Annotated in this window: 11 protein-coding genes; 4 read left to right on the top strand and 7 right to left on the bottom strand. The window is 75.1% G+C overall.

The features are described from left to right. Positions 1-120 precede the first annotated feature (120 nt). The 6 genes from ACFYSC_RS32940 to ACFYSC_RS32915 all read right to left on the bottom strand — a co-directional run bounded on the left by ACFYSC_RS32940 (position 121) and on the right by ACFYSC_RS32915 (position 6,808). Positions 121-1,059: an MBL fold metallo-hydrolase gene (locus ACFYSC_RS32940; protein ID WP_389969407.1), complete on the bottom strand. Its 939-nt coding sequence runs from the start codon at positions 1,057-1,059 to the stop codon at positions 121-123. Beyond that, positions 1,056-2,285: a Cmx/CmrA family chloramphenicol efflux MFS transporter gene (locus ACFYSC_RS32935; protein ID WP_389969405.1), complete on the bottom strand. Its 1,230-nt coding sequence runs from the start codon at positions 2,283-2,285 to the stop codon at positions 1,056-1,058. Before ACFYSC_RS32935 ends, ACFYSC_RS32940 begins: the two co-directional genes overlap by 4 nt. Positions 2,286-2,788: 503 nt before the next feature. Then, positions 2,789-3,538, bottom strand: coding sequence for a ZIP family metal transporter (locus tag ACFYSC_RS32930; protein WP_389969403.1), 750 nt, complete (start codon positions 3,536-3,538; stop codon positions 2,789-2,791). Positions 3,539-3,664: 126 nt separating this feature from the next. Beyond that, entirely contained in the window at positions 3,665-4,678 is a 1,014-nt protein-coding gene (locus ACFYSC_RS32925) for an FAD:protein FMN transferase (protein ID WP_389969401.1), read from the bottom strand. After that, a complete protein-coding gene (locus ACFYSC_RS32920; RefSeq protein WP_389969399.1) occupies positions 4,675-5,289 on the bottom strand; it encodes an FMN-binding protein in 615 nt (204 codons plus the stop codon). Before ACFYSC_RS32920 ends, ACFYSC_RS32925 begins: the two co-directional genes overlap by 4 nt. A gap of 139 nt (positions 5,290-5,428) precedes the next feature. After that, positions 5,429-6,808: a ferric reductase-like transmembrane domain-containing protein gene (locus ACFYSC_RS32915; protein ID WP_389969397.1), complete on the bottom strand. Its 1,380-nt coding sequence runs from the start codon at positions 6,806-6,808 to the stop codon at positions 5,429-5,431. Positions 6,809-6,957: 149 nt separating this feature from the next. On the opposite strand from ACFYSC_RS32915, the gene ACFYSC_RS32910 reads away from it, so the two are divergent. Together ACFYSC_RS32910 and ACFYSC_RS32905 are read left to right on the top strand one after the other, a co-directional pair. Beyond that, positions 6,958-7,722: a response regulator transcription factor gene (locus tag ACFYSC_RS32910; RefSeq protein WP_389969395.1), complete on the top strand. Its 765-nt coding sequence runs from the start codon at positions 6,958-6,960 to the stop codon at positions 7,720-7,722. 38 nt (positions 7,723-7,760) lie between these two features. Beyond that, positions 7,761-9,248, top strand: a complete 1,488-nt coding sequence (locus ACFYSC_RS32905; protein WP_389969394.1) for a sensor histidine kinase — start codon at positions 7,761-7,763, stop codon at positions 9,246-9,248. A gap of 86 nt (positions 9,249-9,334) precedes the next feature. Here ACFYSC_RS32905 and ACFYSC_RS32900 read toward each other — a convergent pair whose 3' ends face one another. Then, entirely contained in the window at positions 9,335-12,505 is a 3,171-nt protein-coding gene (locus ACFYSC_RS32900) for a chondroitinase family polysaccharide lyase (protein WP_389969392.1), read from the bottom strand. Between the two features lie 353 nt (positions 12,506-12,858). Here ACFYSC_RS32900 and ACFYSC_RS32895 point away from each other — a divergent pair, with 353 nt between their 5' ends. Beyond that, on the top strand, positions 12,859-13,953 hold the full coding sequence (locus tag ACFYSC_RS32895) for a substrate-binding domain-containing protein (protein WP_389969390.1): 1,095 nt from the start codon (positions 12,859-12,861) through the stop codon (positions 13,951-13,953). Continuing rightward, entirely contained in the window at positions 13,946-15,160 is a 1,215-nt protein-coding gene (locus tag ACFYSC_RS32890; RefSeq protein ID WP_389969388.1) for a Gfo/Idh/MocA family protein, read from the top strand. Before ACFYSC_RS32895 ends, ACFYSC_RS32890 begins: the two co-directional genes overlap by 8 nt. Positions 15,161-15,417: the final 257 nt, after the last annotated feature.

Below are 15,417 nucleotides of genomic sequence, written 5' to 3'. Positions count from 1 at the left end.
GGCGGGTCCGCCCGTCTTGGGGACGCGGGGCTGGCCCACCGGCCCGGGGACGCGGGGCGGGTCGCGGCCCGGTGTCAACGGAGAGGACACCGGGCTCCGCGGCCCCGGGGACGCGGACGGTCAGGCCAGGCAGGTCAGCGGCCGGCCGCCGTTGTAGGTGAGCATGTCCGTCATCGCGGCGGTGAGGTCGATCGGCTCGCCCCGGGGCAGGCCGTCCAGCTCGGCGTAGGCCCGGTGCAGGTTGCCGACGATCCGCTCGGGGTCGAGCAGCCCGCCGTACTCGCCGAGGTCGGTCTCACGCGCCGCCTCCAGCGGCGTCAGGCCCGCCGAACGGCCCAGCTCGGCGGTGGCCATCACGAACCGCAGGTAGTCCCGCACCCGGCCGATCACCTCCGGGCCGCACACGTCGCCGTGCCCCGGCACGATCGTCCGCGCGCCCAGCTTCTCCAGCTCGTCCAGCGTCTCGATGGCCCCCGTCACCGACCCCATCATCACGAACGGCGTGCCCCCGTTGAACACCAGGTCGCCGGCGAACAGCAGCGACCGCTCGGGGATCCACACGATCGAGTCGTTGGTGGTGTGCGCGGGACGGCCGACGTGGCGGACCTCGCAGCGCAGCTCGTCGGAGTACAGGGTGACGCCGTCGGCGTAGGTGAGGAAGGGCGGGCTGACCTCCGACCGGCCCCAGTCGACCGCCGTCCAGGCCATCGTCCGGTACGCGGGGACGCCCTCGGCGAGGATCATCTCCCGGGTCCGTTCGTGCCCGACGATCGTCGCCTCGGGGAAGGCGAAGTTGCCGAAGGTGTGGTCGCCGTGGTGGTGGGTGTTGACCAGCGTCGTCACCGGCAGGGCGGTGACCGACCTGATCGCCTCGCGGTAGGCCAGGGTGCGCCGCTCGGTGGCGCAGGAGTCCACGCAGATCACCCCGTGCCGCCCGACGAGGAAGCCGGTGTTGTTGATCCACCAGCTTCCGTCGGGCTGGATGTAGGCGTGGACGCCGTCGGAGACCTCCTCGACGCGGGCGGAGGGCAGCGGATGGTCGTGGCGCGATGAGCTCATGACGGGGATTCTCCGCCTCCACGCGCCCGGAGGTCACGAAGATCGCCGGATTCGGCCGTCGCCGGCGACCGGCCCGCCGTACGGAGGCCCCGTACGGCCCAGGCCGCGCCCGCCGTGACGAACGCCAGAGCCACCAGCAGCGCGCTCGCCACCAGCGGGGACCGGTAGCCGAGGCCCGCGCCGATGGCGGCACCGCCCAGCACGGGACCCGCGGCCGCGCCCACGTTGAGGGCGGCGGTCGCGAACGCGCCGCCCAGGGAGGGCGCCTCGACGGCCTCGTAGAGCACCCGGGTGATCAGTGTGGAGCCGACGGCGAAGGACAGCGCGCCCTGGACGAAGACGAGCGCGAACACCCAGGCCGCCTCGTCCGCGTTCGCCATGAGCAGCGACCAGCCGCCCAGCAGGGCCACGCCGCCGGGCACCAGCAGCCGCGCCGGCCGCTCGTCCGACATGCGGCCTCCGGCGGTCACCCCGGCGAACGACCCCAGGCCGAACAGCGCCAGGAAGACCGGGACCCACCCCGGCCCGAACCCGCCGACGTCGGTGACCAGCGGCGCCAGATAGGTGAAGGCGCAGAAGGTCGCGCCGTTCACGAGCGCGGCCAGCGACAGGGTCACCAGCAGCCGGGGACGGCGCAGCGCCCGCAGTTCCCGCCGCGCGCCGGGCGCGGCCGCGTCCGGCGGCGCCGCCGGGACCGAGCGCAGGATCGCGAAGACGGCCGGCACCGAGACGGCGGCCACCGCCCAGAACGCCGAGCGCCAGCCCCACGCCTGGCCGAGCACCGCGCCGGCGGGCACCCCCGCGACGCACGCGAGGGTGACGCCGCCCAGCAGGACCGCGGTGGCGCGGCCCTTGGCGGCGGGCCCGGCCAGGCCCGCCGCCGTCGCGAGGCCCACGGCCAGGAACCCGGCGTTGGCCAGCGCCGCGACGACCCGGGTGGCCAGCAGGACGCCGAAGTCGGTGGTGACCGCTCCGGCGACGTGCACGAGCGTGAAGGCGACCAGGAAGACGAGCAGCGCCCGCCGTCTCGGCCACCGCAGGCTGAGGACGGCCGTCAGCGGCGCGCCGACGATCATCCCTGCGGCGAAGGCCGAGGTCAGCGTTCCGGCGGCCGGGACGGAGACCCCGAGGTCACCGGCGATCTCGGGGATGAGCCCCGACAACATGAACTCGGACGTCCCCTGGGCGAAGACCGCCAGCCCGAGCATGTAGATGACGATTGGCATACGAGAACTCACAACCGTTTCGTGGTTGGAATGTCCGGGGTCACTCGGGGCGGCTTCGGAGCCGTTCCGGAGTGGTTCCGGAACGGCTCCGAGGCGGTTTCGAGACGACCCCGGGGCGATGAGGGCGCGGAGAGCCGCCGCGACGGCCACGGCCGGACGCCGCTCGGAGCGGCGAGGCGGCCGGGCGCGCGGGGACACCGCGTGGAGGAACCCGGAAGGTTCCGGAAGGACGCTCGGGCAGGGGGCATCACCGCGCGTGACCGCGACGGTGGTTACGGCGATGCGGAACCCGGAGGGTAAAGCCCGTACGGCGGAGGCTCAGCGGCGGATACGGCGGGGAAGCGCGGCGTCTCGGACGCGACGGCGCTTCGGCACGGGATCACGGTCGGCCACCGAACAACCGGTGGCTAGCGTCTTGACGCCTCGGGGCTTGACATGGACCGCATCCTAACCATGCCGTGGACGCCCCGTCCACCGCGTCGATCACCCCCCGGGGCCCGGTGTCAGAGGCGTTCGATGACGAAGGCGGTGAGGAAGCCGACGGTGGTGATGAGCCCGGTGAGGACGTGGGTGCGCTCGAACGCCTCGGGGATCATGGTGTCGGCGATCATGGCGAGGATGGCTCCGGCGGCGACGGCGGTGATGACCGCGATGAGGGCCGGGGAGGCGCTCTGCAGGGTGAGGTTGCCGACGCAGGCCGCCGCGGCGCTGGCCAGCGCGATGCCGCCCCAGACGCCGAAGACGTACCGCGCGCCGCGGCCGGCCCGCTTCATGCCCGCGGCGCTGGAGAGTCCCTCGGGGACGTTGGAGATGAAGATCGCGGCCAGCACCGCGACGCCGACCTCGCCGCCGTGCAGCAGCGACAGGCCGAGGACGACGGACTCGGGGATCCCGTCGAGCAGCGCTCCGATCGCGATGGCGGCGCCGCTGCCCGGCGACCCGCTCTCACCCGCCTGCTGGTCCCCGGAGCGCTTGCGGTGCCGGGCGCCGTGCCGGGACAGCAGGGCGTTGGCCGCGACGTAGGCCACCGCCCCGGCGAGGAACCCGCTCATGGCCGGGACCAGCCCCCCGGAGCGTTCGGCCTCGTCGACGAGGTCGAACGCGAGCGCGGAGATCAGCACTCCCGCCCCGAAGGCCATGATCGAGGCGATCACCTTGGGCGGCACCCGTACCGTCCAGGCGATCGCCGCCCCGATGACCAGGGCGCCTCCGGCGACCAGCCCCCACAGTCCCGCCTCGGCCCACTGCGGCACGGTGTCCCCTCCGTCCCCGCACCGGCCGGGTGCCGGCGCGTCCTCGCCTCGGGGTCGCTACCCGGCCGCCGGCGGAGATACCACCCTGCCGGCGAACCCCCCCGCCCGGTGACGCGGGCCCGTGGGTCACCGTACGGCGGGCGGCGCGGCGCCCGGGAAGCCCGGGGTGCGCCAGGTGCCGCCGGAGGCGGTGACCGCGAACGCCTCCACCCCGTCGAGGCCCTCCACCCATTCGCGGGCCGCACCGCCCATGGCGAAGGCGGCCGTGGCGTAGGCGTCGACCGGGGTCAGGCTCTCGCCCACCAGGGTGACGGAGACCAGCCCTGCGGCGGGGCGGCCGGTGTGCGGGTCGACGATGTGCGTGCCGCGTTCGGCCGTGCCGGAGGTCGCCACGGCGAGCCCGCTCACCGTGACGTCCGTGAGGCCGTTCCCCACGGAACCCGTGAGACCGCTCGCCGGGGCGCCCATGACACCGGCCGGGGAGCCGCTGCCGGTGACGACGGTGGCGAGTTCGCCGGGGCGCAGCGGGTGGGCGACGCCGACCCGCCACGGGCGGCCGGGCGCGGCCGTACCGGCGAGCTGGACGTCGCCGCCGCCGTTCACGCAGTGGTTCACCGCGCCCGCCCGGGTGAGGATGCGCGACGCCCGCTCGATCGCCCAGCCCTTCACCAGGCCGGAGGGGTCGAGGCGGCCCCCGGGCCGGGCCGTGAAGTATCCACGGGAGGTCTCGGCCACCGCCTCGCACAGGCCGAGGACCTCGGCGACCTCCGGCGGGCAGTCGGCCGGGCCGATCTCCCCGCGGTCCAGGCGGCTGACGAAGCTGCCGGGCCGGTAGGTCGAGAAGACCTCGTCGACCCGGCGCAGCCACGCCACGGCCTCGGCGACGGCTTCCCCGGCGGTTCCCGCGTCCCCGGCGTCGTACGGGGGCCGTACGTCGAAGGAGAAGACCGTGCCCATCATGTGCTCGACGTGCCGGACCGCCGCCGGGCGCTCCCCGGCGGAGGAGCCATGGAGGTTCCCGGGGATGACGTGCGGACCCCCGGCGGAGGCGGCGCGCGGGCCGCCGGGGAGGAAGGCGCGCCGGTCCCCCGCGCGGGGAGCCGCGGCCGGGACGCCGGGACGGCGCGGGCCGGTCGTCACAGGCCCGCCTTGTCCAGGGCGCTCTGCAGCGAGCGGATGTAGCCGTCGCTGGTGTAGGTGGCGCCCGAGACGGTGTCGATGTCGGCGGACTGCGCCGAGAGCGCCGCCTCGTTGAGGATCGGCAGCGCCTCGTCGTTGATCGCGATGTCGCGGTGGTTGCCCATCGGCGCCTGGAGCACCTTGATCCCGGCCATCTTCCCGCCGGAGAGCACCAGTTCCACCTGCACCGGGCCCCAGCGGGTGTCGGCCGCGTCGCCGGCCACCGTCCTGTCGCCGGCGGCGGCCCCGGCGGTGGCGCCCGGCCCGGTCCAGGAGCCCTGGTCCGCCGAGGTCCGGCCGTTCCCGCCGCCCTCTCCGCCCCGGTCGCCGCCGAAACCGTCATCGTCGTCGTCATCGCCGCCGAACCGGCCGAAGCCGCCCCGCGACCGGCGGGACCCGCCGTCCGTGTCGCCACCGTTTCCGGAGCCGGAGGAGCCGGCGCCGGTTCCGGAGCCGTCGCGCGACACCGCGGCGGGCCGCTGGGCGGTCGTCGCCACCTCGTGGGGTTTGAACGACAGGAGGAGGACCAGGCCGACGGCGGTGGCGAGGACCGCCGCGATCGCTCTGCGCATATGTGTTCCTTAGGGGTGTGACGTGCTTCGGGACGGCTTCGGGATATGCCGGGTGCTTCGGGCGGCTTCGGCGACCCGGTGCTCGGAAGCGGCTTCGGGACGCGCCGGGTGCTTCGGATCCGCTTCGGCGGCCCGGCGCTCAGAACTCGAACGCCTCGTGGTGGATGTGCCGCTTCGGCACCCCGGCGGCGCGCAGCGCCGACACCACCTCGGCGGTCAGGCCGGCGGGCCCGCAGACGTAGACCTCGTGGCCGGGGAGGTCCGGGACGAGCCCGCGGAGCCTGGCGGGCGCGAACGCGTCGCCGATCCCGCTCCGGGGACCGAGGCAGGAGTGCATCACCGCGCCGCGGCGGGCGGCGATCTCCTCCAGCTCCGCGCGGAACACCAGGTCGTCGGCGGTCCGGGCACGGTAGAGGAGGGTCAGGTCGCCGGGGGCCGCCGGGATCGACTCGAACAGCGCGCGCACCGGGGTGATGCCCACTCCCCCGGCGACGAGCAGCACCTTGCGCCTGCGGCGGCGGGACGCGGTGAACGCCCCGTAGGGTCCCTCGGCCACCACGCGGGTGCCGGGACGCAGCCGGGCGATCCGGCGGCTCTGGTCGCCGAGGTCCTTGACGGTGATCCGCAGCCCGTCGCCGGTGGGCGGGGCCGACAGCGAGTAGGGGTTGGGCGACCACCACAGGTCCCGGGTCAGGAACCGCCATCGGAAGAACTGGCCGGGTTCGGCCCGCAACCGGTCCAGGTTCCGCCCGGTGACGTGGACGGAGACGACCCCGGGGGCCTCGGGCGTGATCCGGGCGACCCGAAGGCGGTGCCGGAACGCCTGCCGTACCGGGGTGAGGAAGCGGTACCACAGGAGCAGCGCGGCGACGGAGAGGTACAGGGCGTACCAGGCGGCCCGGACAGGGGCCGACCCGATGAACTCCTCTCCGGTGGCGAGCTGGTGCCCGAACGCCAGCCAGGCCGCGAGGTAGGTGTAGAAGTGCAGGTGGAACCAGGTCTCGTAGCGCATCCTGGGCCGGACGGCGCGGGCGGAGACGACGCCGACGCCGACCAGGAGCAGCAGCGCCACGGTGGCCTTGAGCATGTCCGGGTAGGTGAGGTTCAGCGTCACCGTCTCGCTGACCACGTCGGTGCCCTCGGTCACCGCGTAGCCCCAGGTGATCAGCAGCGCGTGCGCGACCGCCAGCCCGACGACGTAGCGGCCGCCCATGGAGTGCCAGCGGGCCAGCTTGTCGGACCCGACGCCCCGCTCCAGGGCGGGGACGCGGGCCATCAGCGCCAGCAGCACCGCGATCGCGTACCCGGCGAGCAGGCCGGTGACGCGGCCCGCCTCGGTCAGCCAGCCGTCCAGGCCGGCGACTGCGGGCGTGTTCACCCACCACAGGACCAGTACGGCGAGCGTCCCGGCGGCGATGGCCGCCAGGACGGCCTCCGGACGCGCGCGGACGCCTCCGGCGGGGACCGCCCGGGGCGGCCCGGCGGCGGTCCGGCCCGTTCCGGCGAAGGTGGTGGCCACGGATGTGTCTCCTCTCGTCGAGCGTGATCCACCGTGCCCCCGGAACCTCTCGTTTTCCTCTGAACCCGTCCATAAGCTGACGATTCATAGGATTCTCATAGGCGGGTCAGAGGATCCGCACGGACGACGGGGAGGACCCTGGTACCACCATGCACGCGACCTCCCATGACCCCGTCCCCGGCGGTCTCCCCTCGTCCGGCGGCCCTCCCGCGCTCCTGAGACCCGACGGCGCCCCCGTCCGCGTCCTCGTCGTCGATGACGAGCCCGACCTGGTCGAGGTGCTCTGCGCCGTCCTGCGCCGCGAGGGCTGGGAGGTGCGCGGCGCCACCGGCGGCGCGGCCGCGGTGGCCGCCGCCCGCGGGTTCCGTCCCGACGCGGTGCTGCTCGACGTCATGCTGCCCGACATCGACGGCCTGGAGGTGCTGCGCCGGCTGCGCGCGGAGTCGCCGCACGTGTGCGTGCTGTTCCTGACCGCCAGGGACGCCGTGGAGGACCGGGTGGCCGGGATCACCGCGGGCGGGGACGACTACGTGACCAAGCCGTTCAGCCTGGAGGAGGTCCTGGCCCGGCTGCGCGGCCTGCTGCGCCGCGCCGGCATGGCGCGGGTCTCAGCCGAGGGCGACCGGCTGGCCGTGGGAGACCTGGTGATGGACGAGGACGCGCGCGAGGTGACCCGGGGCGGGGAACTGGTCGAGCTGACGCCGACCGAGTTCGAGCTGCTGCGCCTCCTCATGCTGAACCCGCGCCGGGTGCTCAGCAAGGCGCGGATCCTCGACGAGGTCTGGTCCTACGACTTCGGCGGCCAGGCGCACGTCGTGGAGCTGTACATCAGCTACCTGCGCAAGAAGATCGACGCGGGCCGCCCACCGCTGATCCACACTGTGCGGGGCGTGGGATACGTGCTGCGGCCATGAGACTCCGGCCATCGCGCGCCGCGGCCGTGAGGCTCCCCGTGCCGCACACCATCCGGGCCCGGCTGGTCGCCGGGGTGCTGGTGCTGATCACGCTGGTCTGCGCCGGGGTCGGCGCGGTGACCTCCCTGGCGATGGAGCGGTTCATGGTGAACCGCCTCGACCAGCAGCTGTCGGTGACGGTCGGCAGGTTCGCCGCCACCCTGGAGCACCGCAGGGAGCGCAGCGGGTACGGCGGGTACGGCGACAGCCGCGGGCAGCCCCCCGGCACGCTGGGCGTCCGCCTGGTGGACGGCCGGATGACAGACGCCGCCGTGGTCGTGCCGGGCCAGGACGACCCGCGGCCCGGCCGGGGCCTGTCGGCCGACGACGCGACCGTCCTGGCGTCGGTGCCCAGGGACGGCCACGGCCACAGCGTGGAACTGTCGGCGCTGGACGACTACCGCGTCATGGCCGTCGACGGCGAGGACGGCGACGTCCTGGTCAACGGCCTGCCGATGGAGGACGTCAACGCCATGGTGCACCGCCTGCAGTTCATCGAGATCGTGATGTTCGCCGCCGCCGTGGTCTTCGCCGGGGTGGCGGGAACGGTCTGGGTACGGCTGTCGCTGCGCCCGCTGGAGCGGGTGGCGGCCACGGCCCGGCGGGTCAGCACGCTCCCGCTGTCCAGTGGCGAGGTGGCGCTGCCCGACCGGGTTCCGGACGAGGACCCGCGGACCGAGGTGGGCCAGGTGGGGGCGGCGTTCAACCGCATGCTGGGCCACGTCGGCGAGGCCCTCGCCCGGCGGCACGCCAGCGAGCAGCGGATGCGGACGTTCGCCGCGGACGCCAGCCACGAGCTGCGCACCCCCCTGGCGACCGTACGGGCCCACGCCGAGCTGGCCCGGCGCGACCCGGGCGAGGTGTCGCCGGAGGTGCGGCACTCGCTGGAGCGGATCGACGCCGAGTCCTCCCGGATGGGCAAGCTCGTCGACGACCTGCTGCTGCTGGCCAGACTCGACGCGGGCAGGCCGCTGGCCCGCGACCCGGTGGACCTGACGCGCGTGGTGATCGACGCGACCGGCGACGCGCGGGTCTCCGCGCCGGGTCACCGCTGGCGGCTGGAGCTGCCGGAGGAGCCGGTCACGATCGTCGGCGACGCCGACCGGATCCACCAGGTCGTCGCCAACCTGCTGGGCAACGCGCGCTCGCACACCCCGCCGGGCACCACGGTCACCGTGTCGGTCCGCGCCGTCCCGTCCGCGCCCGGCTCGGAAGGCCCCGGCGGCCCCGGCGGCCCCGATCCCGGGCGGGTCGAGCTGACCGTGGCCGACGACGGGCCGGGCATCCCGGAGGAGATCCGGGACGACCTGTTCGAACGGTTCGTCCGGGCCGACAAGGCGCGCTCCCGCGCCTCGGGCGGCACGGGCCTGGGCCTGGCCATCGTCAGGGCCGTGGTCACCGCGCACGGCGGGACCGCCGGCGTGGACAGCCGGCCGGGCCGTACGGTCTTCCGCGTCCTGCTGCCCGCCGGGACCGACCCCGCCTGACCCTCCGTCCGTGATCCCCCTCCCCGCGTCCGGCCCGGGTGACCGGCGAACGCCGTCGCGCTCCGTGCGGCCCTGCCCGGCCCCGGTCAGGCCCGGCGCAGACGCACCTGCACCGGCCGGCCGTCGACGGTCTCGAACCGCACGGCGGTCGCCTCGCCCCGCACCCGCGCCTCGCACGGCTGGTCGCCGTCGGCGCGCCAGCGTCCCCGCAGCGTCACCCGCATCAGGTGCGGGTGGCTCGGGCTGGTCAGCCAGGGCCGCGACCAGGGGCTGTAGTGGCCGACGTACCGGCCGCGCTCGTACTGGCCGGGGTCGATCCCGCCGTAGAGCCGCAGGTCGGGGTCGCACACCGCCAGTGCCAGCCCGTCGTCCCCGTCGGCCCTGACGAGCACCATGGAGGGCGTGTCCACCTCGCGCACGGGCCCCTCGCCGTCCCCCAGCGGTCTGAAGACCGCGTAGCCGGTGATCCCGGTGGCCCGGTCGCGCACCACGTGCGCGGTCGTGTCGGCGCGCAGCACGGTGTACGGCGCTGCCTCCGGGTCGTCCATCGCGGCGGCGAAGGCGGCCATCCGCTCGGGGGTGGCGCCGACGACCATCGCGTACTCGTACCTCGCGTCGCGGGGTGAGACGCCGTGCCTGATCCAGGCGGTGGCGAAGTCGCCGGTGGTCGGGGCCTCGGTCGCGTTGTCGCGGGAGGTCTGGGCCGAGCGGGTCAGGCCGATCCGCTGCCCGGGGGCCAGGTAGTAGCCGATGCCCTTGTCGTCCAGCAGCCAGCGCGGCGCGGCGTCCGGGGCCGCCGTGTGGGGGAAGGCCGTGACGGGTTCGGCGGCGCCGACGTGGGTGGGGTCCGTGCGGGCGGCCAGGTGGGTCTGGAAGAGCGTGGTCTCGGTCTCGTGCCGGGAGTCGTTGCCGATGCCGGTGCCGACGGCCACGATCCGGTCGTCGAACAGGAAGACCGACTTCAGCGCGCGGTGCGAGCCCTCGTACTTGGGGTGCTCGCGCAGTTCCATGGCGAACATGCCGTCGCGGCCGTCGATGGTGTGCGCCCCGCCGAACCGCGAGTCGGTGAGCAGCATCTCCTCGATGGCCCCGGTGAGGTCGCCCTTCAGCTCGTCCAGCGGCAGGTGCACGGTCGTGGCGCCGGGACGGCGGTTCCAGTCCCAGCCCTGCTGGACGTAGCCGCTGGCGGCGTTGCCGACGGGGTCGCCCCGGTGCAGCACCTGGATCTGCCCGTACGTGTTGTAGCGGCCGTACCAGTTGGCGCCCTCGTAGATCTCGGTGCTCCACAGGTACCGGTTGTGCCCGCGCACCGTGACCTGCCACTCGTCGCGCCGGTGGACGGCCAGGGCCGCGTAGTTGATCGCCCAGTTGCCGGTGGGGGCGGCCTCGGCGGTGACGCCGCGGGCGGCGAGCCGTTCGGCGACCCTCCGCTGCGCCGCGGTCGGCGCGGCGGGCAGCAGCCGCAGGAAGGCGGCGCCGAGTTCGGGGTCCACGTCGCCGGTCCCGCCGGGGGTGCCGGAGATCGCCATCCACTGGTACGGCGTCGGCGACAGGGCGGTCAGCCCGCTGGGGTTGCGCCCGCTGATGGAGATGGGCCAGTGGTTCCTGTTGGCGTAGACGCGCATGGCCAGCAGCGCCCGTTTCAGCCAGGCGTGCGGCTCGTCGGCGAGGCGGAAGGATCCGCCGCTGAGCACGTAGACCAGCGGGGCCAGCCCGGTGAAGCCGTCGCGGACGTAATCGGGGAAGAAGCCGACGTGGTGGAAGACGGCCCCGTCCACCTTGAGGCCGTCCTGGATGCCCGCGGTGGGGAGCAGCGCCCAGTCCAGCCAGTCGAGCAGCGCCCGCAGCCAGGCGATCCGCTCGGCCTCGGTGTCGCGCAGCAGCGCGGCGGCGAGCATGCCGCGCAGGGTGGTGTTGAGGATGTCCATGACGCTGCAGTGGGCCTGGCGGTGCCTCCGGTCGCGGAAGACCCGGCCGAACCCGCACAGCCACGTCAGGTCCGCGCGGACCCCCTCGAACAGCCCGGCCTCCCGCAGGACGTCCCCCATCAGGTACACGGAGTCGTAGTAGCCCCGGACGTTGTAGCCGAGGTGGTGGACGGTGCCCTGGCAGCTCCCCCGCGTCCAGCCCTGGTCCCTCAGGTGGGCGGCCATGCGGACGTAGAGGGCCGCGAGCGCCGTGCGGTGCGCCGGTCCGGCCGAGGCGTGGGCCAGCGCCAGGCTCCGCATGAGGTCGGTGTAGGAGCCCAGCGCGACCGGGTCGATGAACGCCTTCAGCTCGGCGGCGATCCCGGCGGGGTGGATCTGCGTCTGGTAGGAGAAGACCGGGCGGCCCTTCCCGGTCGCGGTCGCCTCGGGCACGCCGTACGCGGTGACCTGGGCGGTGAGCGCGGCGACCGAGGCGTCGTCCACCTTCACCGGCGTCAGGAGGTACTCGTCCCGGTAGCGGGCGGTGAGGGCGCGCAGGGAGGCGGTCTCCCGCTCCGACGGCGGGGAGGTGTCCATCGGGGCGCGGGCCAGCAACCGGTCGAACAGGTACAGCGCCTGCCAGTGCTGGGCGTCGTAGTCGTCGCCCTCGGCGGCGATGTCCGGCACCTGGGCGTCGCGGCAGGGGGCGTCGGGCCGCAGCGGCGCGTTCGGGATGAGCAGGTCGAGGTGGAGGACCCCGGCGCGGCGGGGCGCGATGATCCGCAGGGTGTCCATGCCGGGGCGCGGCCGGCCGCGCATGTCGTAGTCATAGCGCACCCAGGCCGTCCGCCAGCCGGTGAAGCCGAGCCGGAACTCGAACCAGGCGTCGGTGCGGTCGCCGCGGCCGAACTCGAAGCGGACCACGTCGTCCACCGGCGTCTCGTTGAAGATCCAGACGGAGAAGGCGTCCACGGTGCCCTGCCACGCCTGGTCGTCCAGCGGCCGGTAGGGGTCGGGGGCGAAACGCAGGGGCGCCCGGACGGTGATCGTGGAGCGGCCGCCGTGCTCCCAGCGGAGCGAGTGGTCCCCGCAGATCGAGGCCCGGTCGCTGATCGTGAGGGCCGAGCCCGGCCCGGCCGTGAACTGCGGCGGGACGGCGGTCTCCAGCAGGAAGACCGGCGGGTCCATGGCCAGGGCGCGCCGTTCCAGGTCCCCGGGGTCTCCGGAGACCCCGGGTGCGGCGTCGCGGGCGGCCGCCCGGCCGGGCGTCGCGCCGGCGAGCGGGAGCACGGTTCCGGCCACGCCCGCCGCGCCGGCCTGGAGCGCGGTCCTGCGAGTGATCTCCACCACGGGTTCCTCCCTGGGATCGGACTGGCCGTATCCAATGGGAGGAAAAACAGATGAATAAAGAACTAATCGCCGACTTTTCCGGATTTGGCGTGGACCGCAGCCCGGTCACCCGGGATTTACCGGATTCCTCTTTGAATCATCCGTTGACTGCGACATGACTCCATGATCAAGATGCCGTCATCCCCTCTCCCCCTCCGAGAGGGCCCATGTCCTCCCCCTCTCCTCCGCGGAAGGGGGCCGGATCCCGCAGGAGTACCCGTTGGAGCACCCTCTCCCCCACCGCCGGACGCCCGGCGGCCCCCCGTTCCGAAGACCGTCCGGTCCCGGCACCGCACCGGGCGGCGGGTGACGCCGTGCCCGACTCACGGGAGCTGAAGTTCCGTAAACTCGCCACCGACCTGCGCACCGCGATCCGCTCGGGCGTCTGGGCGGGCGGCGCGAAACTGCCCACCGAACAGGAGCTCGCCAGGGCGCACCGGGTCAGCCTCACCACCGTCCGCCGCGCGGTGGACGAACTCGTCGCCGAGGGGCTGGTGATCCGGCGGCAGGGCGCGGGCACCTTCGCGGTCCCCCGGACCATGACCGTCCACGGCGGGGCCGCGATGATCGGCGTGGTCGTGCCGGACACCGCCCTGTACTACCCCAAGGTGCTGGAGGGCGTCGAGGAGGTGCTGACCGCCGCCGGGGCGCGGCTGCTGCTGGCCTGCTCCCGCTACCGTCCCGAGGAGGAGGCCGCCGCGCTGCGGCGCATGCTCGACTCCGGGGTGGACGGCCTCCTCGTCGTCCCCACCCTGCTGGGCAGCGCCGACCCCGCCGCGCTCGTCCGCCGCCTCGCCGCCCTGCCGGTGCCCACCGTGCTGATCGAGCGCGGCCTGGACGACGGCGACGACCCCAGCGAGCACGTCCGCACCGACCACGTGGCCGGGGCGTTCGCGGCCGTACGCCACCTGGCCTCGCTCGGCCACACCCGCCTCGCCCTGCTGTCACGCTCGGGGAACCCCACCAGCGCCCCGGTCCGCCGGGGCTTCGCCGCCGCCGTGGCGGATCTCCGTCTGCGGGCCGCCGAGCCGTTCTCCGTCCCGTACGACGAGTGGAACCCCGGCGTCGCCGACACGCAGGTGCGCCGAGTCATGGCCGAGGGCGCCACGGCCGTCGTCTGCTTCGGCGACCGCGAGGCCATCATGGTGGTGTCCGCCGCCCGGCGGGCGGGCCTGGCCGTACCGGGCGACCTGGCCGTCGTCTCCTACGACGACGAGATCGCCGAACTGGCGGAGGTGCCGCTCACCGCCGTCTCCCCGCCCAAGCGGCATCTCGGCCGCCAGGCGGCCGAGCTCCTGCTCCGCCGCCTGGGCGAGCCCGACCTGCCCCGCCACCAGATACGGTTGCGCCCCGGCGTCGTCGTGCGCCGGTCGTGCGGCGCCTACCCGAGGGAGACCACCGATGACTGACCTCCGGCTGGGACTGGTCGGCGCGGGCGCCGTCGGTGTGCTGCACGCCGAGGCGGCGCCGCGGGTGCCCGGCGTGCGGGTGGGCGCGGTGTGCGACGTGGACCCGGAGGCCGCGCGCCGCGTCGCCGCGCCCCACGGCGCGCCGGTGTACGCCGGCCACCGCGAGCTGATCTCCTCGGGCGAGGTGGACGCGGTGGTCGTCGCCACCCCGCACGCGCTGCACACCGAGATCGTGTGCGACGCGGCCGCCGCCGGGTTGCACGTCCTGGTGGAGAAGCCGATGGCCACCTCGCTCGCCGACTGCGACCTGATGATCGCCGCCTGCGCCGCCGCCGGGGTACGGCTGGCCGTCGGGCACGTCCAGCGCTTCCTGCCCGACAAGGCCGCGGCGATGGCGGCCCTGGGGGCCGGGGAGATCGGCGAGCCGCTGATGGTGTCCGACCGGCGCGGCTCCGACTACCGGCCCGGTTCGCGGCCCGGCTGGTTCCTCGACCCGGAGCTGTCCGGCGGAGGGGTGCTCATCAACATCGGCGCGCACAGCGTGGACCGGCTGGTGTGGCTGTCCGGCCGGCGGGTCGAACGGGTGGAGGCCTCGCTGAGCAGCTCCCTGCCCACCGTCCGCCCGGCCGCCACCGGCTCCGCGAACGGCGCCGGTACGGCGCGCGGCATGGGCGCGGCGGACGGCACGGGCACGGCGGGCGGCACGGGCACGGCGGGCGGGCCGCCGGCCGGCCTCGCGGGCGGCGCGCCGGGGTGTCCACCGGGCGTCTCCCCCGTGGAGACCGACGCGCTGGTCAGGCTGGCGCTGTCGGGCGGGCTGGCCGCACAGATCACGGTGACCTCCACCGGCCCGCCCGCCCCGCACGACGAGGTCGTCGTCGTCGGCGAGCGCGGCACGCTGTCGATCTCCCCCCACACCGGTACGGCTTTGCACCGCGACGGCGTGACGACCTGGCTGCACCGGCCCGGCCCCGACGACGTGCCCGCGGCCTTCGCCGCCCAGCTCGCCGACTTCGCCGGGGCGGTGCGGACCGGCCGGGAGCCGGCGGTCACCGGGACGCACGGGCGGCACGTCCTCGCGGTCGTGCTGGCGGCCTACGCCTCGGCGGCCCGCCGTACGCCGGTCCCGGTCCTGGTACCGGTGCCGGTCCCGGGGAGCACGGCCGGTGGACCCGGCGACGCGGTCCTCCGGGAGGGCGCGCGGTGAGGCTGTCCGTCAGCACGCTGGGCATGCCCGGCGCGAGCCTGCCCGAGGCGATCGAGACGGCGGCGGCGCACGGCTGCGCCGGGCTGGAACTGCGGCTCCACCCCGACACCGGCGTCCACGCCGGCCTGCCCCGGAGGGCGGAGCGGAGCGGTGGGGGGGGGGGGGGGGCCGGGGGGGCGCGGGGGGGGGGGGCCGCCGGGGGGGGGGGGGGGCGGGCCCCCGCCGCCGGGGGGGGGGGGGCCCCGGCGCGCCCCCCC

This window comes from Streptosporangium sp. NPDC004379 (assembly GCF_042873875.1).
Classification (GTDB): Bacteria; Actinomycetota; Actinomycetes; order Streptosporangiales; family Streptosporangiaceae; genus Streptosporangium.
Note: the sequence above shows the minus strand (reverse complement) of the source record. Positions and strands in the feature narration are given on the sequence as shown.

What these genes read in the sequence shown, in the direction of transcription:
- ACFYSC_RS32940 (WP_389969407.1), bottom strand. Translation starts at nt 1,059, where the DNA reads ATGAGCTCATCGCGCCACGACCATCCGCTGCCCTCCGCCCGCGTCGAG.
- ACFYSC_RS32935 (WP_389969405.1), bottom strand. Translation starts at nt 2,285, where the DNA reads ATGCCAATCGTCATCTACATGCTCGGGCTGGCGGTCTTCGCCCAGGGG.
- ACFYSC_RS32920 (WP_389969399.1), bottom strand. Translation starts at nt 5,289, where the DNA reads ATGCGCAGAGCGATCGCGGCGGTCCTCGCCACCGCCGTCGGCCTGGTC.
- ACFYSC_RS32910 (WP_389969395.1), top strand. Translation starts at nt 6,958, where the DNA reads ATGCACGCGACCTCCCATGACCCCGTCCCCGGCGGTCTCCCCTCGTCC.
- ACFYSC_RS32890 (WP_389969388.1), top strand. Translation starts at nt 13,946, where the DNA reads ATGACTGACCTCCGGCTGGGACTGGTCGGCGCGGGCGCCGTCGGTGTG.